This window comes from Pseudomonas sp. App30, assembly GCF_047947025.1.
Taxonomy (GTDB): domain Bacteria; phylum Pseudomonadota; class Gammaproteobacteria; order Pseudomonadales; family Pseudomonadaceae; genus Aquipseudomonas.
On the sequence record NZ_CP133165.1, the window covers coordinates 2,379,380 to 2,402,763 of the forward strand.

21 protein-coding genes, 1 tRNA gene and 1 pseudogene are annotated in these 23,384 nt (G+C 61.9%); 14 read left to right on the top strand and 9 right to left on the bottom strand.

The annotated features are described in order from the left end of the window. Positions 1-186: 186 nt before the first annotated feature. Positions 187-1,533 (bottom strand): ATP-binding protein, encoded by a 1,347-nt coding sequence (locus tag RAM80_RS10945; RefSeq protein WP_416426432.1) that lies wholly within the window; start codon positions 1,531-1,533, stop codon positions 187-189. Then, positions 1,530-2,207, bottom strand: a complete 678-nt coding sequence (locus RAM80_RS10950; RefSeq protein WP_268149043.1) for a response regulator — start codon at positions 2,205-2,207, stop codon at positions 1,530-1,532. Before RAM80_RS10950 ends, RAM80_RS10945 begins: the two co-directional genes overlap by 4 nt. Before the next feature lie 193 nt (positions 2,208-2,400). Between RAM80_RS10950 and RAM80_RS10955 the strand changes: the two genes are divergently transcribed. Beyond that, positions 2,401-3,192 carry a dienelactone hydrolase family protein gene (locus RAM80_RS10955; RefSeq protein WP_416426433.1) on the top strand — a complete coding sequence of 264 codons (792 nt, stop codon included), beginning with the start codon at positions 2,401-2,403 and terminating at the stop codon, positions 3,190-3,192. An 80-nt stretch (positions 3,193-3,272) separates the two neighbouring features. Continuing rightward, a complete protein-coding gene (locus RAM80_RS10960; protein ID WP_416426435.1) occupies positions 3,273-3,980 on the top strand; it encodes a 4'-phosphopantetheinyl transferase family protein in 708 nt (235 codons plus the stop codon). Between the two features lie 97 nt (positions 3,981-4,077). Here the strand turns inward: RAM80_RS10960 and fhuF are convergent, their stop codons facing one another. Beyond that, positions 4,078-4,755, bottom strand: a complete 678-nt coding sequence (fhuF, locus tag RAM80_RS10965; protein WP_416426436.1) for a siderophore-iron reductase FhuF — start codon at positions 4,753-4,755, stop codon at positions 4,078-4,080. 476 nt (positions 4,756-5,231) lie between these two features. On the opposite strand from fhuF, the gene RAM80_RS10970 reads away from it, so the two are divergent. The 8 genes and pseudogenes from RAM80_RS10970 (at position 5,232) to RAM80_RS11005 (ending at position 14,037) form a co-directional block, all read left to right on the top strand. Next, positions 5,232-8,111: a ribonucleoside-diphosphate reductase subunit alpha gene (locus RAM80_RS10970; RefSeq protein WP_416426438.1), complete on the top strand. Its 2,880-nt coding sequence runs from the start codon at positions 5,232-5,234 to the stop codon at positions 8,109-8,111. 138 nt (positions 8,112-8,249) lie between these two features. Continuing rightward, positions 8,250-8,420 carry a YhfG family protein gene (locus RAM80_RS10975; RefSeq protein ID WP_416426439.1) on the top strand — a complete coding sequence of 57 codons (171 nt, stop codon included), beginning with the start codon at positions 8,250-8,252 and terminating at the stop codon, positions 8,418-8,420. After that, positions 8,420-9,019 carry a putative adenosine monophosphate-protein transferase Fic gene (locus RAM80_RS10980; protein WP_416426441.1) on the top strand — a complete coding sequence of 200 codons (600 nt, stop codon included), beginning with the start codon at positions 8,420-8,422 and terminating at the stop codon, positions 9,017-9,019. Before RAM80_RS10975 ends, RAM80_RS10980 begins: the two co-directional genes overlap by 1 nt. A 602-nt stretch (positions 9,020-9,621) precedes the next feature. Next, positions 9,622-10,869, top strand: coding sequence for a ribonucleotide-diphosphate reductase subunit beta (locus RAM80_RS10985; RefSeq protein ID WP_416426443.1), 1,248 nt, complete (start codon positions 9,622-9,624; stop codon positions 10,867-10,869). A 153-nt stretch (positions 10,870-11,022) separates the two neighbouring features. Further along, positions 11,023-12,273, top strand: a complete 1,251-nt coding sequence (locus tag RAM80_RS10990) for an IS256 family transposase (RefSeq protein ID WP_416421961.1) — start codon at positions 11,023-11,025, stop codon at positions 12,271-12,273. A gap of 553 nt (positions 12,274-12,826) precedes the next feature. Then, positions 12,827-13,051, top strand: a pseudogene (locus RAM80_RS10995) (phage antirepressor protein); the annotation flags it as partial. A gap of 252 nt (positions 13,052-13,303) precedes the next feature. Then, complete coding sequence (locus RAM80_RS11000) at positions 13,304-13,798, top strand: hypothetical protein (RefSeq protein ID WP_416426444.1); 495 nt, start codon at positions 13,304-13,306, stop codon at positions 13,796-13,798. Next, positions 13,795-14,037 (top strand): hypothetical protein, encoded by a 243-nt coding sequence (locus RAM80_RS11005; protein WP_416426445.1) that lies wholly within the window; start codon positions 13,795-13,797, stop codon positions 14,035-14,037. Before RAM80_RS11000 ends, RAM80_RS11005 begins: the two co-directional genes overlap by 4 nt. A 112-nt stretch (positions 14,038-14,149) precedes the next feature. Here the strand turns inward: RAM80_RS11005 and RAM80_RS11010 are convergent, their stop codons facing one another. The 3 genes from RAM80_RS11010 to RAM80_RS11020 all read right to left on the bottom strand — a co-directional run bounded on the left by RAM80_RS11010 (position 14,150) and on the right by RAM80_RS11020 (position 17,140). Then, positions 14,150-15,304, bottom strand: coding sequence for a S8 family peptidase (locus RAM80_RS11010; protein WP_416426446.1), 1,155 nt, complete (start codon positions 15,302-15,304; stop codon positions 14,150-14,152). Positions 15,305-15,509: 205 nt separating this feature from the next. Continuing rightward, the gene (locus RAM80_RS11015) at positions 15,510-15,935 is read right to left on the bottom strand and encodes a DUF1493 family protein (protein ID WP_416426447.1); all 426 of its coding nucleotides are present in this window, start codon (positions 15,933-15,935) and stop codon (positions 15,510-15,512) included. Continuing rightward, on the bottom strand, positions 15,932-17,140 hold the full coding sequence (locus RAM80_RS11020) for a hypothetical protein (protein WP_416426449.1): 1,209 nt from the start codon (positions 17,138-17,140) through the stop codon (positions 15,932-15,934). Before RAM80_RS11020 ends, RAM80_RS11015 begins: the two co-directional genes overlap by 4 nt. Positions 17,141-17,562: 422 nt before the next feature. Between RAM80_RS11020 and RAM80_RS11025 the strand changes: the two genes are divergently transcribed. Beyond that, positions 17,563-18,060 (top strand): hypothetical protein, encoded by a 498-nt coding sequence (locus tag RAM80_RS11025; RefSeq protein WP_416426450.1) that lies wholly within the window; start codon positions 17,563-17,565, stop codon positions 18,058-18,060. A 1,042-nt stretch (positions 18,061-19,102) separates the two neighbouring features. Continuing rightward, positions 19,103-20,149 (top strand): PDDEXK nuclease domain-containing protein, encoded by a 1,047-nt coding sequence (locus RAM80_RS11030; protein WP_416426451.1) that lies wholly within the window; start codon positions 19,103-19,105, stop codon positions 20,147-20,149. Between the two features lie 438 nt (positions 20,150-20,587). Here RAM80_RS11030 and RAM80_RS11035 read toward each other — a convergent pair whose 3' ends face one another. Further along, positions 20,588-21,250, bottom strand: coding sequence for a UPF0149 family protein (locus tag RAM80_RS11035; protein ID WP_416426452.1), 663 nt, complete (start codon positions 21,248-21,250; stop codon positions 20,588-20,590). Positions 21,251-21,373: 123 nt separating this feature from the next. Next, positions 21,374-21,450: transfer RNA gene (locus tag RAM80_RS11040), tRNA-Val, on the bottom strand. Positions 21,451-21,658: 208 nt separating this feature from the next. Between RAM80_RS11040 and RAM80_RS11045 the strand changes: the two genes are divergently transcribed. Next, a complete protein-coding gene (locus RAM80_RS11045) occupies positions 21,659-21,826 on the top strand; it encodes a hypothetical protein (RefSeq protein ID WP_416426453.1) in 168 nt (55 codons plus the stop codon). A 94-nt stretch (positions 21,827-21,920) separates the two neighbouring features. Beyond that, a complete protein-coding gene (locus RAM80_RS11050; RefSeq protein ID WP_416426454.1) occupies positions 21,921-22,517 on the top strand; it encodes a hypothetical protein in 597 nt (198 codons plus the stop codon). A 105-nt stretch (positions 22,518-22,622) separates the two neighbouring features. On the opposite strand, the gene RAM80_RS11055 is transcribed toward RAM80_RS11050, so the two are convergent. Next, a complete protein-coding gene (locus tag RAM80_RS11055; protein ID WP_416426456.1) occupies positions 22,623-23,282 on the bottom strand; it encodes a UPF0149 family protein in 660 nt (219 codons plus the stop codon). Positions 23,283-23,384: the final 102 nt, after the last annotated feature.

Genomic DNA, 23,384 nt, shown 5'->3' on the forward strand with positions numbered 1-23,384 from the left:
ACTATTGGGGAACTTGCCTGGCGGAAATCCGCCATTTCCCTGGAACAACTTCCGCCACATGGCGGATTTCCGCCGCAAAGTCGGGTAACGGCTGGACGCAGCCTGGCGGCAGCTGCTACACATTTCCTGTAGCAGCGGCCGAAGGCCGCGTCACCGGCTACCACCTACCTAAAGGTATAGCCCACTTCAGAGCGGTTTAAAGCGCACCCGGAACGCCGCCCCACCCAAGGGCGAATCATCCAGGATCAGCTGCGCGTCATAGCTTTCGATGATGTCCTTGACCACCGCCAGGCCAATACCCTGCCCCGGGTTCTGCCGGTCCAGCCGCTCACCCCGTTGCAGGATGCGCGCGCGCTGGCTCTCGGGCACGCCCGGGCCGTCGTCCTCGATGCTCAGCTGGGTGCCGAACTCGCCAGAGGCCAGGCTCACCCGCACCTCGCCCAGGCACAGGCGGTAGGCGTTCTCCAGCAGGTTGCCGAGCATTTCCAGCAGCGCGCCCTCCTCCATCGGCACCTGGGCCGAGTCAGCCACATGGAAACTGACGTGCACGCGCTTGTCGCGGTACACCTTGGCCAGGGTGCTGCAGAGGCTGTCCAGCAGCGGCATCAGCAGCACCTGGTGGCGCACCAGGCCACTCTTGCGCAGGCTGGCGCGCTGCAGCTGGTAGCCGATCTGCTGGCTCATGCGCTCGATCTGGCTTTGCAGGATGCGCGCCTGCTCGATGTTCTCCGGGCGCTGGGCGATGGTCTCGCTCACGCCCTGCAGCACCGCCAGGGGCGTCTTCAGGCTGTGGGCCAGGTCGCCCAGGGAATCACGGTAGCGGCCGCGCTGCTCGCGCTCGCTGCTGAGCAGGCGGTTCAGCGAGCCGGTCAGGCGCAGCAGTTCGCGCGGGTGGGTCTCGCTGAGGCTGTCACGCTGGCCGGATTCGATCTGGTCCAGCTCCAGGCTCAGCTGGCGCAGGGCGCGCAGGCCCCAGGTCAGGCCGGCCCACAGCAGCACCAGCAGGGCCAGCAAGGCGGCGCCGAAGCCCAGCGAGAGCTTCTCGCGCAGGCCCGAGAGAATCATCTTGTAGCCCTTCACCGATTGCAGGGCGACGATGCTGTAGGCCGCGCTCTTGCCGCCCAGCAGCTTCACCTCCACGTCGTAGACGAAGTACTCCTCGCCATTGGGCTCGTGGATGTGCGCGAACTGCGCACCCATGCCGTCATAGCGCGGCTTGTAGTTGATACTCTGTTCGGTGGTGGCCCGCGAGCGCCATACCAGCTCGCCCTCGCGGTTGTAGATGTAGCCCAGCAGGCGGCTGTCGGGCAGGTTGTAGCGCTCGTCGGGCAGCAGGTCGGGCATCTGCAGCTTGCCGTTCTCGACCCGGGCGGCAGAGATCAGGGTGGTCACGTCCGACGCCAGGCGCTGCTCGATGGACTCGCGCAGCGCCAGGCTGAAGGTGCTTTGCAACGCTGGCAGCAGGCCGATCATGAACAGCACCGACAGCAGGAAGGCCGCCAGCATCAACCGTACGCGCAGCGATCGAATCATTTACACCGCTCGGTGAACAGGTAGCCCAGGCCGCGCACGGTCTCGATGGGCTTGAAGCCGTTGGTGCCTTCCAGCTTGCGGCGCAGGCGGCCCACCAGCACTTCGATCACGTTCGGGTCGCGCTCGTCGTCGTCCGGGTACAGCTGTTCCATCAGGCGGTCCTTGGCCACCACCTGCTGGTGATGACGCATGAGGTATTCGAGAATGCGGTATTCGTAGGCGGTCAAGGCCAGGGGCTGCTCGTCCAGGCTCGCCTGCTTGCGGTTGAGGTCCAGCAGCAGGGGGCCGGCGACGATGGTCGACTGGATGAAACCGCTGGAGCGGCGCAGCAGGGCGTTGAGGCGCGCTTCCAGCTCTTCGAACTGGAAGGGTTTTACCACGTAGTCATCGGCGCCGGTAGCCAGGCCTTCGACCTTGTCCTGCCAGTTGCCGCGGGCGGTGAGGATCAGCACCGGGAAGGCCTTGCCGTCGGCGCGCAGGCGCCGAATCAGCTCCAGGCCACCCATGCCGGGCAGGCCCAGGTCGACCACGGCCAGGTCATGATTGTACTGCGAGGCCTGGTACAAGGCTTCCTCTGCATTGGCCACGGCCTCCACCACATGACCGCTCTCGGTCAGGCGGGTATACAAGTGGTGCCGCAACAGCGCCTCATCTTCTACCACCAGCAGTTTCATAGTGCTCCCCGGTTGGTGCCCTGCTTTGCGGGCCGCCGTGTTACCTCGTCCGTATGACGGCACCGGGCGCTTGCACGAACAAGCCCCGGCGCCAAGAGTGTACCTGTAACAAGCTTAGTCAGGCAGCGCTGAACCCTTACTGAACCAGCCATGGTCTAGGCTGAGCTGACTGCTTATACGAGGAGCCACGAACATGCGTGTACTGTTGATGTGCCTGCTGCTGGCGGCCAGCACCCTGGCCCAGGCCGAAATCAAGACCCAGGAACTGCACTACAAGGATCTCAACGGCACACCGCTGGTGGGCTACTTTGCCTACGACGATGCCATCCAGGGCCCACGCCCCGGCGTGGTGGTGGTGCACGAATGGTGGGGCCTGAACGACTACGCCAAGGGCCGCGCCCGCGCCCTCGCCGCCCTGGGCTACAGCGCCCTGGCCATCGACATGTACGGCGATGGCAAGAACACCGAGCACCCGAAAGATGCCATGGCCTTCATGCAGGAAGCCTCGGCCAACGCCCAGGTCTCCAGCGCCCGTTTCGACGCCGGCGTGCAACTGCTTAAAAAGCAGCCGCAGACCAACCCGGCGAAAATCGCCGCCATCGGCTACTGCTTCGGCGGCACCGTGGTGCTCAACGCCGCGCGCCATGGCGAAAGCCTGGCCGGTGTGGTGAGCTTCCACGGCGGCCTGGCGGCCAAGACCCGGGCCACCAAGGGCAGCGTGAAAACCCCGATCCTGGTCGAGCACGGCGAGTTGGACAGCATGAGCACGCCCAAGGACGTGGCCGACTTCAAGACCGAGATGTCCACCGCCGGGGTCAACTACCAATTCGTGGTGCAGCCCGGCGCCAAGCATGGCTTCACCAACCCCGACGCCGACCGCCTGGCCCATGGCGACCATGGCGGCCCGGACATTGGCTACAACAAGGCTGCCGACGAGAAATCCTGGGCGGACATGCAGGCGTTCCTGAAAAAGGTATTCGGCTGACCCGGACGCGGCCTGTAGCAGCGGCCGCAGGCCGCGTCCCGCCGAACCTGCGCGGTAAACATTTATGGCAAACTACCGCCATGAACGCGCCCATCGCCTGCTGCACCGCCCCCCACGCCCACTGGCCCCTGCCCTTTGCCCTCCCCGGCGTGGTGTTGGCCAGCAACCGCTTCGATCCCAAGGCCCTGGCCGCCGACGATTTCGTCCGCGCCGGCATCCAGCCGCCCGCCAACATCCAGCGCTCGGTCGCCAAGCGCCAGGCCGAATTCCTCGCCGGCCGCCTGTGCGCCCGCAGCGCCCTGCAGCAGTTGGCCGACATCGATCACGTGCCCGCCATCGGCGAGGACCGCGCGCCCATCTGGCCAGCCGGCATCAGCGGCTCCATCACCCACGGCACCGGCTGGGCCGGCGCCGTCGTCGCCCGCAGCGGCGTTTGGCAAGGCCTGGGCCTGGACATGGAAACCCTGCTGGGCGACGACCGCGCCGCGCGCCTGGCGGGGGAAATCCTCACCCCAGGCGAGCTGGCGCGCATGGACCCGGCCCAGCTGTCACTGACCGTGACCCTGACGTTTTCCATCAAGGAAAGCCTGTTCAAGGCGCTCTACCCCATCGTCGGCCAGCGCTTCTATTTCGAGCATGCCGAGGTGCTGGGGTGGGACGCCGCCGGCAGGGTGCGCATGCGCCTGCTGACGGACCTGTCAGCGCAGTGGTGCCATGGACGCGAGATCGAAGGGCAGTTCGGGCTGGAGAACGATCACCTGCTGAGCCTGGTGGCGATACAAGCCTGACACCGATCCCGTAGCTGCTGCCGCCAGGCTGCGCCGGGCCGTGTGAACCCTGGAGATCTTCAGCGAGGCGCAGGGCCAGCGCAGCCTTCGGCAGCGGCTACGGGCCAACCAACGGGCAATGCTCGCAATGCCCCACCCAACCAACCTTGTACGCCAGGCAGCAACTGCGCCGCTGGCGCTTGCCATCGGGCAGGTAGCGCACCGGCTCATATAAAGGGTTGCCACGGCCATCCGCCGCCTTGCGCGAATGCAGCAGCGCCAGCGCCGGCCCCACCGCCACGCCCAGCGCCTGCAGGCGCACCGTGGCCTGCTCCAGGTAATCGCCGGCGTTGCCCCACAGCACCGCGGTCGGCACCTCGCCATAGGCACTCAGGCGCTCGATGAACGGCCGCAGGCTGGCCTGCACCACCGGCTCCAGCGACTCATCGGCCTCGCCCGGCTCGCCCTCTTCCAGCAGCTTCACTGCCAGCGGCAAGCCACGCTCGTTGAGCACCAGCCCCAGCTGGTCCAGTTGCAGCGGCAGGTACCAGCCATGCACCAGCTGCGTCACCAGGATGGCCGGCCACCAATGCATGAAAAAATACTTCGACCATTGGGAAACCAACACCGGCTTCTGCTCATCGAACAGCGGCTGCCCATAGATGCGTAAAAGTGCCGCATCCAGCTCGGCCGCCTGCAGGGCCTGGTGCAGGGGCTGCGCCGGCCGTGGGTCGTCCATGGGCAACAGGCCCTGTAGGAAAGCGGCGTAGGGACCAGTGGTCCAGTCGTGGTTCATCGGGACTCCAAAGGGCGCTGCGGGGAGCCGTCGAGCGCTTGAAACAACAGCATGCCAAAAACGTGTCGGTGGCTGTGTTTTTTTGTGTTAGGGTGCGCGCCCGCAAAAAACCGGGCGCCATTTTCGGGGCTAAAAAAAGCCGGACAAATGGTCCCAAGGGTGTGGGACGCGGCCTACATGGGCTACGCAGGTTCTCCCACAAATTACTCACAAGTTATCCACAACCCTAGCGTGTTGCAAAGTTGCCGGAGGGGCCTTATCTTGTATCGATTGCTCGCCGAACCACTACATGTTGGGTTTTTGGCGCATTGCCAACCACATTTTTTACGCTAATCTCAAGCCCGTTCTACCAATTTTTTTTTCTTGAAACCGTACATTTTTGCTCTTTAACACTCCCGAACGGATCCAGCACGACCCAGGGTCGATTGCTGGATTTTTCCGTTTGCGAGTCAAGACTTTTCCTCATGGAGAAACCGATGCAGACCGACACAACTCGCGAGAACCCAGCGGGCAAGGCGCCCCAGGCTACAGAGTCCAACCTGGACCTGAACGCCACCGCGCCGGGCCAACTGCGCGTGATCAAGCGCAACGGCACCGTCGTCGCCTACACCGACGACAAGATCACCGTCGCCATCACCAAGGCATTCCTCGCAGTTGAAGGCGGCACCGCTGCTGCCTCGTCGCGCATCCACGACACCGTGGCGCGCCTGACCGAACAAGTCACCGCTACCTTCAAGCGTCGCATGCCTTCGGGCGGCACCATCCACATCGAGGAAATCCAGGACCAGGTCGAACTGGCCCTGATGCGTGCCGGCGAGCAGAAAGTGGCCCGCGACTACGTCATCTACCGTGACGCCCGCTCGAAAGAACGCGCCGTGCGCACCACCGCCGAAGCCCCGGTCGATGCCCACCCAAGCATCCGCATCACCCTGGCCGACGGCTCCCTGGCGCCGCTGGACATGGGCCGCCTGAACACCATCATCACCGAAGCGTGCGAAGGCCTGGCCGAAGTCGACGGCGACCTGATCCAGCGCGAAACACTGAAGAACCTGTACGACGGCGTGGCCCTGAAGGACGTCAACACCGCCCTGGTGATGACCGCCCGTACCCTGGTAGAGCGCGAGCCGAACTATTCGTTCGTGACCGCCCGCCTGCTGATGGACACCCTGCGCGCCGAAGGCCTGGGCTTCCTGGAAGTGGCCGACAGCGCCACCCACCACGAGATGGTCGACCTGTACGCCAAGGCGCTGCCTGCCTACGTGGCAAAAGGCATCGAGTTCGAACTGCTGAACCCGGTACTGGCCGAGTTCGACCTGGTGAAACTGGGCAACGCCATCAACCACGAGCGCGACCAGCAGTTCACCTACCTGGGCCTGCAAACCCTGTACGACCGTTACTTCATCCACAAGGATGGCGTGCGTTTCGAACTGCCGCAGATCTTCTTCATGCGCGTGGCCATGGGCCTGGCGATCGAAGAGAAGCAACGCGAAGACCGCGCGATCGAGTTCTACAACCTGCTGTCGTCCTTCGACTACATGGCCTCGACCCCGACCCTGTTCAACGCCGGTACCCTGCGTCCACAGCTGTCCAGCTGCTACCTGACCACCGTGCCGGATGACCTGTCGGGCATCTACCACGCCATCCACGACAACGCCATGCTGTCCAAATTCGCGGGCGGCCTGGGCAACGACTGGACTCCGGTCCGTGCGCTGGGTTCGTACATCAAGGGCACCAACGGCAAGTCCCAGGGCGTGGTGCCGTTCCTGAAAGTGGTGAACGACACCGCCGTGGCCGTGAACCAGGGTGGCAAGCGCAAGGGCGCTGTCTGTGCCTACCTGGAAACCTGGCACCTGGACATCGAAGAGTTCATCGAACTGCGCAAGAACACCGGTGATGACCGTCGTCGTACCCACGACATGAACACCGCCAACTGGATCCCTGACCTGTTCATGAAGCGCGTCTTCGATGACGGCAAGTGGACCCTGTTCTCGCCGAACGAAGTGCCAGACCTGCACGACCTGACCGGCAAGGCCTTCGAAGAGCGCTACGAGTACTACGAAGCCCTGACCGAGTACAACAAGATCAAGGTGTTCAAGACCATCCAGGCCAAAGACCTGTGGCGCAAGATGCTGTCGATGCTGTTCGAGACCGGCCACCCATGGTTGACCTTCAAGGACCCATGCAACCTGCGTTCGCCGCAGCAGCACGTGGGCGTGGTCCACAGCTCGAACCTGTGCACCGAGATCACCCTGAACACCAACAAGGACGAGATCGCCGTCTGCAACCTGGGCTCCATCAACCTGCCGAACCACATCGTCGACGGCAAGCTGGACACCGCCAAGCTGCAGCGCACCGTGAACACCGCAGTCCGCATGCTCGATAACGTTATCGACATCAACTACTACTCGGTGCCACAGGCCAAGAACTCGAACTTCAAGCACCGTCCAGTCGGCCTGGGCATCATGGGCTTCCAGGACGCGCTGTACCTGCAGCACATCCCGTACGGTTCCGACGCTGCCGTCGAGTTCGCCGACAAGTCCATGGAAGCGGTGAGCTACTTCGCCATCCAGGCTTCCTGCGACCTGGCCGACGAGCGCGGCGCCTACGAGACCTTCCAGGGTTCGCTGTGGTCCAAGGGCATCCTGCCACTGGACTCGCAACAGATCCTGATCGAAGCGCGTGGCCAGAAGTACATCGACGTCGACCTGAACGAATCGCTGGACTGGGCCCCGGTCCGTGCCCGCGTGCAGAAAGGCATTCGTAACTCGAACATCATGGCCATCGCACCGACCGCCACCATCGCCAACATCACTGGCGTGTCGCAGTCGATCGAACCGACCTACCAGAACCTGTACGTGAAATCGAACCTGTCGGGCGAATTCACCGTGATCAACCCGTACCTGGTACGCGACCTGAAGGCCCGCGGCCTGTGGGACGCGGTCATGATCAACGACCTGAAGTACTACGACGGTTCCGTGCAGCAGATCGAGCGCATCCCGCAAGAGCTCAAAGACCTCTACGCGACCGCCTTCGAAGTGGAAACCAAGTGGATCGTCGACGCCGCCAGCCGTCGCCAGAAGTGGATCGACCAGGCTCAGTCGCTGAACCTGTACATCGCCGGCGCCTCGGGCAAGAAACTGGACGTGACCTACCGCATGGCCTGGTACCGTGGCCTGAAAACCACCTACTACCTCCGTGCCCTGGCCGCGACCAGCACCGAGAAGTCGACCATCAACACCGGCAAGCTGAACGCCGTGTCGAGCGGTGGTGACAGCGCGCCTGTACAGGCAGCGGGTCCAGCGCCAGTGCCTAAGGCTTGCGCGATTGACGAGCCGGATTGCGAAGCTTGCCAATAAGGCTTAGCTAGCAGCACGAAAAGGCCAACCTTCGGGTTGGCTTTTTTGTGCCTGCCTGCAGCCAGCATCGCGCTCTGCGTAACATCTCGTACGGCCGTTTCCGCTACAATACCCACATCTACAGTTCCAGGAGGCGTTATGGAAACCCTGTCTTTTCAAGCCAAGAAAGCCTATTACGCCAAAGTTCGTCGCTCCAACTACACGGCCAGCCTTCGCCTGGAAGGTTTTGACGTTACGCGGGAGGATGCCGAGCGCCCCCTTCCCACCCGCGAATCCGTCATCAACCGCTATCGCAAGAAAGCTGACTGATGGTCGACAAGTACGGTGTAGGGCAAGACCCGTACTGCTACCCAGGCACTCACATCCTGCGCAACAAGCTGAATATTCGATGCGAGGCTGAACTGGACCAGGCGGAGCGCGAGCTTTCCGATATCGCGGCCAGCCAAATCGAATTCTGCCTCCCTCCTTACGACCTCACCTACCTAAGACAAATCCATCGTCGGCTTTTCTGCGACCTTTACGATTGGGCAGGTGAAATTCGGAATGTAGACATATCAAAGGACACTACTCGATTTTGCAGAGCCGACAGAGTGGTCCCAGAAGGCGAAAAACTGCTCGCCCAATCTGCCAAAGCCCGGTGGTACGAAGGCCTTCCATTGCCCGAATTCATTAGCGCATGCGCCGAGATATTCGGAGACCTGAACATGGTTCATCCTTTCCGTGAAGGCAACGGAAGAACGCAGCGAATTCTCTTCGAACACATCATCGTGAATGCCGGCTACGAAATCACCTGGTGGGAGGTCGACGCTGCTGAGTGGGTGCAGGCAAACATTGCCGCAGTCCACTGTGATTACTCCCTGCTCAGGGAAATCCTTGCTCGATGCATCGGTTTACCGATCGCTCGGTAGCCGCTGCCGCCAGGCTGCGCTGGCCCATTCAGACGCGCATCTCCCCTACAGACGAAAAACAACCCCGTGGGACCAGGCCCTGCCCGGGAAGAAGCCACCCATACCCACGTAAAACCCAACCGCGACACACAGCCACACACCCCGGAAACACCCCGAAATCCGCCTTGCGATTCCGCCGCCAAAACACTATATTTAGTGCCTGCAAACGCACAGCAACACCACATACGCGATTCGCTTGCCTACTCAGGCAAAACCCGTTTGCAAACAAAGGGCTCCATGACGCCCTATCCAAAATAGCGAATTGATTGCGCCACGATGAACACGGACGCTGCAATATTCCGTATAATCGCGTCCCCCAACACAGGGCAAAAACCATGACGACTTGCATACCTGACTTCGGCCTCAACCCCGCCGTTCACCGCAAGCGTCACTGCTGATTCCGATCATGCGCAGCGGTCGCCACGAAACGTAGCGGCCGGGCAATCCGAACAATTTAGCAATGCCAGCCGTCCAGCCTTCGTGCGCTAAACGGCCAATGGCAACCTCATCTTAAAATCCATCCGGTCGCCCGCGGGCAGACCCAAGCAGGAGCCTTCATCACCATGCTGAGCTGGGACGAATTCGACAAAGAAGACGGCGAACAACCCGCCAAAGGCGCCAACGCCGGCCACGCCGCTGAAGCAGCCATGGACAAACTCGACAGCGCCGGTGCCGGTGCTGCCCAGGAAGCCCGCGCCGTCACCGCCAACGACTCCGCCGCCGTAGCCCGCGCCAAGGCCGCCCTCGACAAGCTCGACGTCGCCGAAGGCCTGGCCGAGCTGGAAGGCTCCGCCGCCCGCGTCGCCGTTGACGAAAAGCGCATGATCAACTGCCGCGCCGACCTCAACCAACTCGTACCGTTCAAGTACGACTGGGCCTGGCAGAAGTACCTGGACGGCTGCGCAAACCACTGGATGCCGCAAGAAGTCAACATGACCGCCGACATCGCCACCTGGCGTAACCCGGAAGGCCTGACCGACGACGAGCGCCGCATCGTCATGCGCAACCTGGGCTTCTTCAGCACCGCCGACTCCCTGGTAGCCAACAACCTGGCCCTGGCCGTGTACCGCCTGATCACCAACCCGGAGTGCCGCCAGTACATCCTGCGCCAGGCCTTCGAAGAGGCGATCCACACCCACGCCTACCAGTACTGCATCGAATCGCTGGGCATGGACGAAGGCGAAATCTTCAACATGTACCACGAGATCCCGTCGGTCGCCAAAAAGGCAGCCTGGGGCCTGAAGTACACCCGCGCCATCTCTGACCCGGAATTCAACACCGGCACCCCAGAGACCGACAAGGAACTGCTGCGCAACCTGATCGCCTACTACTGCGTACTGGAAGGCATCTTCTTCTACTGCGGCTTCACCCAGATCCTGTCCATGGGCCGCCGCAACAAGATGACCGGCGTCGCCGAACAGTTCCAGTACATCCTGCGCGACGAGTCGATGCACCTGAACTTCGGTATCGACGTGATCAACCAGATCAAGATCGAAAACCCGCACCTGTGGGACGCCGAGCTGAAGGAAGAAGCTTCGCAGATGATTCTGCAGGGCACCCAGCTGGAAATCGAATACGCGCGTGACACCATGCCTCGCGGCGTGCTGGGCATGAACGCGGCGATGATGGAAGACTACCTGAAGTTCATCGCCAACCGTCGCCTGTCGCAGATTGGCTTGAAGGAAGAGTACCCAGGGACTACTAACCCGTTCCCTTGGATGAGCGAGATCATGGACTTGAAGAAGGAGAAGAACTTCTTTGAGACTCGGGTTATTGAGTATCAGACTGGTGGGGCGTTGAGCTGGGATTGATTTCCACCTTACAACCCAATCCAACTTAAAAAAGCCCCCTGCAAGGGGCTTTTTTAATTTCCAGCATGTACGACAGCACTCATCTCAAACACTTTTTGATAGGGAGTGTCAGAAATTTTGTGTTCGGGCATAACATGAGTAAGAGGTGCATGCATGCCAACCAAAAAGAAAACCCCGCTCCGCGAGCTACCAAAAATCCCGAAAGAGCTGCTGGAGCAGTTCGCTGACGGGCCAATGACGGCCGAAGCTATCGAGGATGCCTCTGCGGCGTTCAAGAAGGCCCTGATTGAACGAGCTTTGAGTGCCGAACTCGGCCATCACTTGGGCTATCCGCCGGGCGCGCAGCGCCCAGAGGATGAAACCAATCACCGTAACGGCAAAACCGGCAAGACGGTCTTGACCGGTGATGGGCCCATCCGACTGGAAATCCCGCGCGACCGGGACGGCACTTTCGCCCCCATTCTGATTCCCAAGCACGAGCGCCGTTACACCGGTTTCGACGACAAGATCATCGCCATGTATGCCCGTGGCATGACGGTCAGGGAAATCCGTGCGTTTCTCTCCGAGCAATACGGCACGGACGTTTCGCCTGACTTCATCAGCTCGGTAACCGACGAGGTGATGGCTGAGATCGGTGCGTGGCAACAGCGGCCCCTGGAGCCTATGTACCCGGTTATTTTCTTCGATGCGCTGCGGGTCAAAATCCGCGAAGAAGGACTGGTTCGCAACAAGGCGGTCTACCTTGCGCTGGGTGTTTTGCCTGACGGAACCCGCGATATCCTGGGTATCTGGATCGAGACGACCGAGGGCGCCAAGTTCTGGATGAAGGTCTTCAACGACCTCAAGACGCGGGGCGTGGAAGATGTGCTGATCGCCGTCACCGACGGGCTCAAGGGCATGCCAGAAGCGCTGGCGGCGGTTTATCCGCAGACGACGCTGCAGACCTGCATCGTCCACTTGATCCGCAACAGCCTGGATTACGTGGCCTGGGACAAGCGACGCGAGTTGACCAAGGCGCTCAAACCCATCTACCAGGCGCTGAACGCCGAGGTAGCTGAGCAGGCGCTGAACGACTTTGAAGCCGGCCCTTGGGGCAAGCAACACCCCACCGTGGTTGCAGCCTGGCGGCGGGCGTGGGACCGGGTCATCCCGTTCTTCGTGTTCCCACCAGCCATACGGAAGGTGATCTACACCACCAACGCCATCGAGAGCATAAACTCCCAGCTGCGCAAGATTATCAAGACACGAAGCCACTTCCCTACGGACGAGGCGGCGACGAAGCTTATCTGGCTGGGATTGCGAAATATCACGGCAAACTGGGGCAATGCGGCTCAGGATTGGAAGAGTGCGATGAATCAATTCGCGATTCTGTACGGTGATCGGTTTATCAGGCCGACCTGGTAAGAGCACGGCCTGCCTGACGGCAGGCCGTTACCGGCTCGTACACAAAATATCTGACAGTCCCTTTTGATACGCAGCATTACGAGCGCACGGGCCTCTTGAGCTTTAACCAAAAGTGACTAGAATCAGGCCTCGAAACGATCACCCCTCTAAGCTCGCATGGTGATATATAGTCAAACGTGGGCTTCTCCGGACAACCATTACCCTTCCACAGCTCAAATTCAGTCAAGACAATCGACAACCTTGATATCTACTGAATACAGCTGACTGTTACGTCCCGCAACAACTTTCGGAAAGCTCGTACACCGGTATGATTGTGCCCGACAGATACAACATTTACCCTGGTTTCGCGCCTAAGAAACGCCTCAAGTAGCGGCCAACCCGCTCCCGAAAATGCGGCATTTTGTGCCCGCGGCCCCCGGCTGCACGTCTCAAAAGCTCTGCTATGTCGGGGGTGGACTAATACAAGACCCGCAAGGGGAATACGTCCGGCCTTCTACTTGAGGTTTCTTAACCCCCGACACCTAGCCCTAAGAAAGCTATCAAGTAGAGGTAAATGGACATGCCAACCCACGAAACCGGAGGCCATCGAAGGCCCAGCAGCGAACGAGTGCACCAATCCAGCGACACTCCTCACACACCAATCGTCTTCACCCGCCACAACCGCCCGCTCCACGTCCTCTGGCTAGAATCGCAAATCTGGTTCTCGGCCCGAGACCTAGGCCGACTCATCGGCCGGCACCTGGAATCCCACGCCCTTCGCAAGCTAGACCCCGACCAAACTAACCCCGCCCCCATGGGATTCAGCTTTGTGTGGAATCGTTTGTGGGGTTAGGCAGTAAGGTGGGGAGCTCCCTGACGCGGCCTTGCGGCCGCTGCTACAGATGGGGTGGTGGTCGCTCTACAAAACACTCCCAGACTTTGCGAGAGTTCGGCGTAGCTGCCCTCGCCCGGACACCCACAGTCACACTTCATCAGTTGCCGCGCCTCCCCCTGATGCGCAAACTCGCCCGACCTCAACGGGAAACGAGCCATGCGATCCCAAGCCAGCTTTCAACATACGGGCCATCACGGGATGGTGTTTGATGTGAATCGCTACGTAGTGACTGAGCATAATCGCGGCCAGTTGCACGTCATCCGGTTACCCTGGGCGCCAGCCGCGCGCCAGGAGGTCGTGCGCTTCGTTACTGACAGCTACTACCACATGCAGGCAAAGCAGCGCAGCTGCACAATCGTGCTCGCCATCTCTCGGCCATTGACCCGCGAGCAAGGTGATCGTTTGAACGGCCAGCGTGCCAGTGTTGCCCTGAGCATCGACACAGCGTTGGGCGCGTTATCGAGCGCGCTCACTGCGAGCGCTTTTATAGGGGCCATGACTGGAACCGCAACGCGAAATGGCGTGTTTTCGAAGCTGCCCACCTACCACGCCGGGGATATCATCGTGGCTGTGAGCCTCGAGGTTAGCGGTGGAATCGGCCCACAGCGTAGCCAACGCTCAATCATCATCCCATCAGGAAAAAGCGGGTGAGTTTTCTGCTGGAGATGACCATCGCGCTGGGCACGTTCCTCATCGTCAACCAGTGTGTTCGGCGTCGCACCTTCAGGAAGTGGACGGGATTGCTGGCTTGCATGGGAGGGTGTGGACTGATGTTTATCCCTCACCCCTACCGGTTGAATGAGAGCGTGCAGGCGGTTGCGTTCTACAGCGCCATCTTTGGGTATTGTGTATTCCACAGCCGAAGCAAGTTCGAGACGGGCGATGGTTGAAGGCTAAGTCATTCACCTTTTCCTGTGCCCGTCGCGACGCAAGTTGCGGTCAGTTAAACCGACATTCTGCCTCTACACGAAAAGCCAGTTCGGCAGCGGCTACGGGCCCGTTTCAAGGCGCCACCACTACCCCCTGCCCCACATCCACCTCATCCAGCTTCTCGAACCGGCTTACCTGCGCAGTCCCCACCAGCTTGGCACGTACGTTGCGCGCATTGGCCTTCTTCCCCGTGGCCGCGATCGCCTCCCACCACAGCGCTGCCACGCCTGCCACGTATGGGCAGGCCATGCTGGTGCCGCTCAGGGTCTTGAGGCCGCCGCCGGGCCAGGCGGAGGTGATGTCGACGCCGGGGGCGCAGAGGGTGGCGAAGCAATTGGAGAAGTCGGCGACGCTGTAGTACGCGCCGTCACGGCCGATGGCGGCGACGGACAGCACGTCGTCGGCGGCGGCCGGCAGGGAGGCGGCGATGCGGTATTCCGGGTCGGTTTGGCGGCGGCTTTCATTGCCGGCGGCGGCGATGACCAGGGTGCTGCTGCCGAAGGCGGCGCGGGCCTTGGTCATGGCCATGAGGGCGTCGAACATGCGCAGGTTGGCGCGGTAGGTTTCCAGCGCGTTGGAGGTCGCTAGTTGCACCGGCCAGCCGTTGCCCGCCAGGGTCTTGACCATGCCGGTGAAGTCGAACCCCAGGGACAGGGAGACGATGTCGGCGCGTTGGTCCAGCGCCCACAGCAAGCCGTCGAAGACCATTTCCGAGCTGCCGCTGCCGTCGTTGGCGAGCACTTTGCCGATCAAGGCGCGGCTGACGCCTGGGGCGACGCCGATGCGTTCGCCCAGGCCGCTGCCAAAAATCGTGCCGGCGCAATGGGTGCCATGCCCTTGGACGTCCCCGTTGCCGTCGCCGCTGAAGTCCTTTTCCAGCAACTCCAGGCCGGCGAAGGCTGGATGCGTGGCGTCGATGCCGGTGTCGAGCACGGCCACGCTGACGCCAGCACCGGTGTACTGGCTGGCGGTGGCCCCTACTGCTTCGGCGCCCCAGCAGGGCTTGTGGCGGGTGGCCCGGGAGTTTTGGGGGGCGATCAGCCGGGTCGGCATTTTCGGTGCAACCAGGGCCACGTCGGGCTCGGCGTTGAGCTCGGCCAGGGCGTGGGCGGGTATGCGTTCAAGGGACAGGCTGGGCTCGGCGGGTTCGGCGCCCTTGCTGGCCAGGCTGGCGAAGCCGGTGCGGCCTTGGGGGGCTTCGCGGCGTAGCACGATGTACTCTCTCATGGTGACGGTCCTTGTGGTCGGTATGGCGATGCCATCGGGACCTTAGGCGGCCGGTACCGCACCACGGCAGAGGGAAAGCCGCTTACAGGTAGCCTTGGGTGCAGGTGCTGTTATGCCTTCCGATTACCTGCTCGGATTGCAGCTCCATATCTTTTCCATTTGAAAAAGCTACGCAGTGAAGGGCCAGCGCAGCCTTCGGCAGCGGCTACGGACGAATTGCATAACCCGCCACGGGTAACACGTCCCCCACCCTGTACAGCGGCTCGGCGCTCCAGACACGGCCTTCGAGCAACTCCGTATCCCACTTCCCATTTTCGATCGCGGACAGCAACATGCCGATCGTCAGCGGCTGGTTGCCGCGGCGATTTTTATCCCTGCTGAACCAAAACCAATCGAACCCTTCACCCGCAAAATATCGACAAGGGTCGTAGCCATCCACGTTCACGCCGTAGTCATGAAACAACATCGGTACCAGTTCATTGGCGTCGTCGCCGTCGATGCCCAGGTCGGCCGCAAAAGAGGTCGCAAGGCTCAGCGTTTCGAATGCCCGCCTGGCCAGGCCCGTTTGCGCATGTACTCGGCGAAGGATGTCGTCAAGCGTTGCTCTATTCATTGCTTGAAAGGGCTTCACAAATACCCCTGCGTACAAGCACTCGCCACAATCAGCAACCCAATAAACGGCACGATCAGCAGCGTGCTAATGGCCATGGACACGACATTGGCCACATAGGGATGTACCCACCGAGGCAACTTCTGCGCCAGCCCGTCCGCCAACGGCGCTGCCACCAGGGCACCGAGCACGGCGCTCAGCGCCACCACCAGCGCGCTGCCGCCGTGGGTAAGCACCGCGGCAGGCACCACAGAGACGATGGGGATGTAGGTGGGGTACCAGCCCTTGGCCATCCAATGCCCGCGCCACAGGTAGATGCCGATGGCCGAGCTCAGCGCCTGGCCGATGAGAATCGGCAGCAGCAGGCCTGTGCCGTAGACCGGGCTGGCGGGGTTGAGCCACCAGGCCAGCAGCACGCCGCCGAGCAGGCCGAGGCTGGCCAGTTCGTTGCCAAAGAACGGCGCTTCGGAGAAGTCGGCGAGCACGCGGCGCAGGCCCCAGACCAAGCCGTGTTTTTGCGCAGGCGCGGAGGGCACAGTGACGGCTGCCACGCTGCCGGGCTTGACCAGGGCCGGGAACCATTTGCACAGCAGGAACGCGACGATACTGGCCAGCGCCATGCCGGACACTGCTCCCACCACTGCCGGAATTTTCCACGGCACGCAGACGTAGTTGACCAGCGCCAGACTGGCCGGGGTGACCAGCAACGCGCCGAACACTGCACCGGTGACGGTGATGCGCCAGCCGGGGCCATGCATCAGCACCAGGGCGGCGGGTACGGAGACGAAGGCGACGAAAGTGGGCTGCCAGGTGTCGGCGTCCAGGGTCCAGCCCCACAAGAGGTTGCTCAGCACCAGGCTCAGCAGCGAACTGGTCACCAGCCAGGGCCACAGGCCGCTGCCGTAGGCGATGGCGAAGCCCTGCCAGCGCTTGCCGGTGCTGTTGGCCCACCAGGCCAGGCCGGCGCCGGCCAGCAGGCCGATGGCGGCGAACTCGTGTTTGTAGAAGGCGAACTCGCTGATGTCGCCGATCCCCCAGCGCAGCCAGGCGCCGGGCTGGTCGAGGTTGTTGACGATGTCGTTGTAGGTGGGCCAGTTGGCCTCCAGCACCAGGCCATGGGCCAGCAGCAGCCCGGCAATGAAGCTGAGCGCGGCCACGGCCAGCAGCAGGCAGAGCACCGGACGGGCCTGGATGGGCAAGGTGGGGCTGAGGGTGTCGCGGGGCATGGGAGGTCCTGTTCATTCACCTGGATGGTTTCCCAATCAGAAACCAATCGTTCAGGTGTAAAAAATCAGTCGTTTCCGGTTAGTGCGTAGGACCTTTCCCAATAGCGGCTTTTGCTGCATAAACCGCGCCCATGTGCGTATGCCGGGCGGTACACGCATTCATGTTCGGGACAGGTGAAAAGGATTACTGTTTAGGTAGGCCCTGGCTGGCGTGGCAGGGCTGTGGTGCCTGGGGCGGGTGTGCCACCGGGCGCCTGACCGGCTTGGGCATCGGACTTGGGCTATTATCAAGTGGGATGCACGGGTGTTTTCCGGCCACCGCGGCGGCCGGATGACCTGGACGCGATTGTCCACTCCCCACGGGAGCGAAACTCAACCGCCCACGCGAAAACCGCCGTAGGACTTTTCATCTGGCAGGCATCATGAACATCAATCGGATCAAACGCAGTGTGCTTATTGGCGTACTCGCTGCTGCAACCGGGCTGTCGGCCCCGGCGTTCGCCGGCCCTCATGGCGGCGGATGGCATGGTGGTGGCGGCTGGCATCGCGGTGGGGGCTGGGGCGGTGGCGGCTGGTGGGGGTTGGGTATCGGCTTGGGCCTGGGGTATACCGCAGCGGTGGTAGCGGATTCCTACTACTACCCACGCACGACCTATTACTACCCTGCCACCAACTATTACTATCCAGCGTACGGCTACTATGCGCCGGCGCCGGTGTACCAGGCAGCCCCCGTGTACCAGGCAGCGCCAGTTTACCAGCAGGCCGCGCCGGTACAGACCTCGGCCGTACCGCCACCACCCGCCCAGGCGAATTCGGACTGGTATTACTGCCGGTCCAGCCAGGCGTACTACCCCAACGTGCGCACGTGCAGCGTGCCATGGCAGCAGGTACCGGCCACCCCACCGGGAAACATCCGCTGACAGCCCTGTAGCAGCGGCCGCCAGGCCGCGTCTGGGCCCCTGCGCAGTATCGGATGCAACGCGTGCGGCCTGACGCAGCCTGGCGGCAGCTGCTACGGGGAGTCGTTTTTCGGGCAATAAAAAACCCGCCGAAGCGGGTTCTTTGTGGCCTTCCAACATCCTGTCGGAGCGCGTTCCGTGCTGGCCTGTCTTCCGTGACTGAGCGCGTCCTGCGCATCACCTGTGTAGCTAGATTAAGCCTGGATCCGAGTCGGCAATAGAGGAGATCGCTGGCACCGCGTGTAAGCCTTTCGCCATGCCCTATGTAACCTCCGTTTATCACCGGCAACAAAAAACCCGCCGAAGCGGGTTTAGTGTCCTGGCCATTCCAACCTCCCTGTCGGGCTGCGTCCTTTCAATGGCCAACCATCCTTGGCGCTGAAGCACTTCCTTGGCTTCAGTTGTTGGATCCAGAATATCGATACACCGCCCCCGACGAAAGAGGAGATTCCTGCGCCCACGTGTAAGCCTTTCGCCATAAGCTCACCAAACACACCCCCGTAGCAGCGGCCGCAGGCCGCGTCCCAGCCGCCAAACATGATTTCAAAGGCAATAAAAAACCCGCCGAAGCGGGTTCTTTCGTGGCCTTCCAACATCCTGTCGGAGCGCATCCGTGCTGGCCTGTCTTCCGTGACTGAGCGCGTCCTGCGCATCACCTGTGTAGCTAGATTAAGCCTGGATCCGAGTGGGCAATAGAGGAGATCGCTGTGCCGGCGTGTAAGCCTTTGGCTATGGGCGGTGTAACACGACGCTGAGCCTGGTGAAGGGCGCGGCCGAGTTGGCTGGTTTCCATTTCCGGTATTGCTGAAGGACGCTTCCTACCTATGTGAATGAGTTTTCGCATGGCCTGGCGAGAGCCCCAGGCTAGAGGGTTTGTCTTATCCGATGGGTTGGCCAACCTGAGTTATCGAAGCGCGGTGGTGGCACTGGCCGGTGCGTCGACTCACTGCCCACCTACCCCTATTGTCGTTGGTCTTTTCTGACCATCGAGCAGCGACTGATCATGACCAAGACTTCAAACGACCCAGGCTTGCAGACCAGCTTTACCGAGGTGGCCTTGCTGATTTCAGGGGCACGGCAACGGGCGGCACAGGCGGTGAATACGCAGTTGATTGAGCTGTATTGGCAGGTGGGGCAGTACATCTGCAAGAAGCTGGAAAGCGCCGAGTGGGGTGAAGGTGTAGTAGCCGACTTGGCGGCTTACCTCGCGAAACATCAGCCAGGCCTCCGCGGGTTCACCCGCGCAAGCTTGTTCCGCATGCGTCAGTTTTACAAAACGTACCATCAGGACGAATTAGTCGCACCACTGGTGCGACAACTGCCATGGACCCACAACCTGATTATCCTCGGCCAAAGCAAGCGGCCTGAAGAACGTGAGTTTTACCTGCGGATGGCGATCAGGGAACAGTGGTCCAAGCGCGAGCTTGAACGCCAATTCAAAACCGCTCTCTTCGAACGCACCGTCCTGGAGCCCGCCAAATCCACCCCCTCCATCGCCACCACCCACCCCGCCGCTCTCGACGTGTTTCGTGACGCTTATGTAGTGGAGTTTCTCGGCCTGCCCAACAAGCATGGCGAAGCCGACCTGCACGCTGGCCTCCTCCTGAGGCTCAAGGACTTCCTGGCTGAACTGGGCCGCGACTTCTGCTTCGTCGGCTCACAGTACCCGTTGCAGGTAGGCCACCGCGATTTCACCCTGGACCTGCTGTTCTTCCACCGCGGCCTCAACTGCCTGGTGGCGCTGGAGCTCAAGGTCGGCCGCTTTGAACCGGAATACCTGGGCAAGCTGGAGTTCTACCTGGAAGCCTTGGACCGCGACGTGCGCAAGCCCCATGAGAACCCGGCGATAGGCGTGCTGCTGTGCGCCAGCAGTGATGATGAAGTGGTGGAGTACGCCTTGAACCGATCACTGTCGCCGGCTTTGATCGCGGAGTATCAGACGCAGCTGCCAGACAAGCGCCTGTGGCAGGCCAAGTTGCAGGAATTCTTTAACCTGGATGCCCCCTGCGCCGAACCCCAGGCAACAAAAAACCCGCCGAAGCGGGTTTAGTGTCCTGGCCATTCCAACCTCCCTGTCGGGCTGCGTCCTTTCAATGGCCAACCATCCTTGGCGCTGAAGCGCTTCCTTGGCTTCAGTTGTTGGATCCAGAATACCGATACACCGCCCCCGACAAAAGAGGAGATCCCTGCGCCAACGTGTAAGCCTTTCGCCATAAAACCACCAAACACGCCTCCGTAGCAGCGGCCAAAGGCCGCGTCCTAGCCGCCAACCATCATTTCAAAGCCAATAAAAAACCCGCCGAAGCGGGTTCTTTTGTGGCCTTCCAACATCCTGTCGGAGCGCATCCATGCTGGCCTGTCTTCCGTGACTGAGCGCGTCCTGCGCATCACCTGTGTAGCTAGATTACCCAGCCAACCGGGGGCGCAACAGAGGACATCGCTGGCAGCGCGTGTAAGCCTTTCGCCATGGCGGCTGTAAACGCCGCGATCAGCGCCCGCAGCACTGCTTGTATTTCTTGCCGCTGCCGCACGGGCACGGGTCGTTGCGGCCCACTTTCACTTCGTTGCGCACGGTCTGCAGGTCGATCGGCTCATCGCCGGTGCGCTGCTCGGCCCAGTAGGCGTGCAGCTCGCGGGCGGCATTGGCCAAGGCGTCAGGCAGGTCGGCGGCGGGTTTGCCGGCCTGATTGTCGGCGTCCAGCTGGCTGAAGATGAAGTTCAGCGCGGCAGTGGGCGCTTCGGGCATCTGGCTCCAGCCGCTGACCAGGGTGGTGGCGCCGCGCAGGTAGCCCACGCACCAGTCCAGCACGTCCAGGCCTTCGCCATCTTCGGCCTGGTTGAAGATGGGGTGGTAGTTGGCCGGCTGCTCGACCAGCAGCATGGAGATCTGGTTCAGGTGCTGGATCAACGCGTCGAAGAAGCGCTGGTAGGTGTCCTCGCTCTTCCATTTCGGCAGGTCGCCGCCGCCCCAGAACGACAGGTACCAGGCGTCGAACGGGATGTCGCTCTTGTAGGACATGACGGCGGTCAGGTAGCCGTCCATTTCCGACACCGTGCGCACGCCGGACTCGACCGCGAACGCGTCCAGCTGAGCCTGGATGAAGTCGAACTGCTCGGGGGTCAGGGGGTCGTTGCTGATGGTGTAGGCCATGGCGGGTGTCCTGTAGGGCAAAGGGTGCACAATCAAGGGTATCAGGGTGAAACGTCAGGCAACAAAAAAGGGCGACCCTTTCGGATCGCCCTTTTCTCACCGCCCAGCAGAGCGGATTTTGTTTGGTAGGCGCGATTGGACTCGAACCAACGACCCCCACCATGTCAAGGTGGTGCTCTAACCAACTGAGCTACGTGCCTGCTGTGGGGCGGCATTCTACGGATTTAACGCGGGCTGTCAACACAGGCGTGCGCAATTGTGACAACTGCGCCAGGCAGGGGGCTACACTGACTACCTGGAATGTTGAATCAGGGAGGCTGTCTCGTGAAAAGAACAACGCTGTCACTTGCCCTTTGCTCTGCCCTTCTCGCGCTTTGCGCCTGCTCACCCGACCCCAACGCGCCCAAGGTGGACTACCGCAGCCTGCTCACCGCCGACCAGCAACTGGACCCGGCCAAGGTGCAGGACGCCCGCGCCAAGTGCGCCGCCATGCCCGCCAGCCAACAGAACGACAACGACTGGTGCGCCGCCGTGCGCAAGGCGGCCGATTGCGCCAAGGAAAGGCTCTGCCCCTGACGTGCTGCACTTGCGCGCAGGATGAGCTTGCAGCACCCTTGCTTCCCCGCGCCGTGCCCCACCCCCCGGTGGCGCGGCTGTCCAGGAGCAACCGATGTTTCGTACCCTTTCCCACGCCGCGCTGATCGCCGCGGCCCTGGCACTGGCCGCACCGGCCATGGCCCAGACCCACGCCCATGCCAAGCACGCTGCACCCGCGAAAAAGCCTGCGCCCACCGGGCCGAAGGTAGCGACGCTCAAGGGCAAGTTCAGCTTCACCCTGCCGGCCGGCTACGTGGCCAGCAGCATGGACGCAGGTGATGAAAAGGACGGCACCACCGGCGCCAGCGGCACCCTCTACCAGAGCGAAAAGGAGAAGCGCGTGGTGATGGCCAGCGAAGGCCCGACGCCGCAGCAGGCCAGCGTCAGCGACTACGACCCGGCCTTCCTCGACGCCGCCGTACAGGACTTCGTCAAGCAGCAAAGCGCCGGCCTGCCGGACTTCAAGAAGACCGGCGAGAAGGAATTCACCATCAAGGGCCTGGGCGTGCGCGAAATCGACAGCACCGCCACCCAGGGTGGTGGCCGCACGCTGTCGAGCACCTTCCTGGCCGGGTCAGGCACCAGCATGTCGATCGTGCAGGTGATCTCGCGGGCGGATGACCAGAAAGGGCATGAGGCGTTGGTGAAGAGGATTGTGGCGGGGAAGTGACGCTAATGTAGGCGTTGCCGTGGCCCTGATCACACTGGACATATCCGGTGAGGTTCAGGGCCAGCGCAGCCTTCGGCAGCGGCTACAGGACGGTGGAACCCAGCCTTAGTGCAAACAGCACTGCTTGAACTTCTTCCCGCTCCCACAAGGGCAAGGGTCATTGCGCCCCACCTTCTCCCCCGCCCGCACCGGCTCGCTCGGCTTGCGCTGGGCCAGCCAGTAGGCGTGCAGGGTCAGCGCGCCGATGCAGACCATGTCGGCCGCTTCTTCCGGGTCGATTTCTTCCTCTTCGGTTTCGTCGTCGTAGGTGTGGATGAGGATGCCGGCCAGCAGCTCCTGTTCCTCTTCCGGCAGGCCCGGCCAGCCGTCGCCCATGACCACGCCGCGCTCGTAGCCAAAGCACCAGTCTTCGACGCTGAGGGTGAAGTGGCCGTCTTCGTGCTCGTCTTCCATGAAGATGGGCGAGAACTCTTCGGCGTTTTCGATCAGCTTGCCGGCGATTTCGTTCATGTGCTGGATGACCAGGCTGATGAAGCGCTCGCACTGCTGATCGCTTTCCCACTTGGGTAGGAATTCGACGCCGCCCCACAGCGCCTCGAACCACTCTTCGAACGGGATCACCACCGGGCCGGACACCAGCGCGGTCAGGTAGCCGTCAAGCTCCGAGGTGTTCCAGACGGAGGTTTCGCTCTTGTATTGCTCAAGCATCGACTCGATGAAGTCCCATTGGGCATCGGTCAGGGGTGCAGCGCTTGGAGTGGTCATGGGTTTGGGCCGTGGGGAGATAGATAACAGTGTAAGTCGATTTACCGCGCAACGTAGTCCGCTGGGCAATAGCTGGGCGGCATTATGACGGCTTGCCGTGGG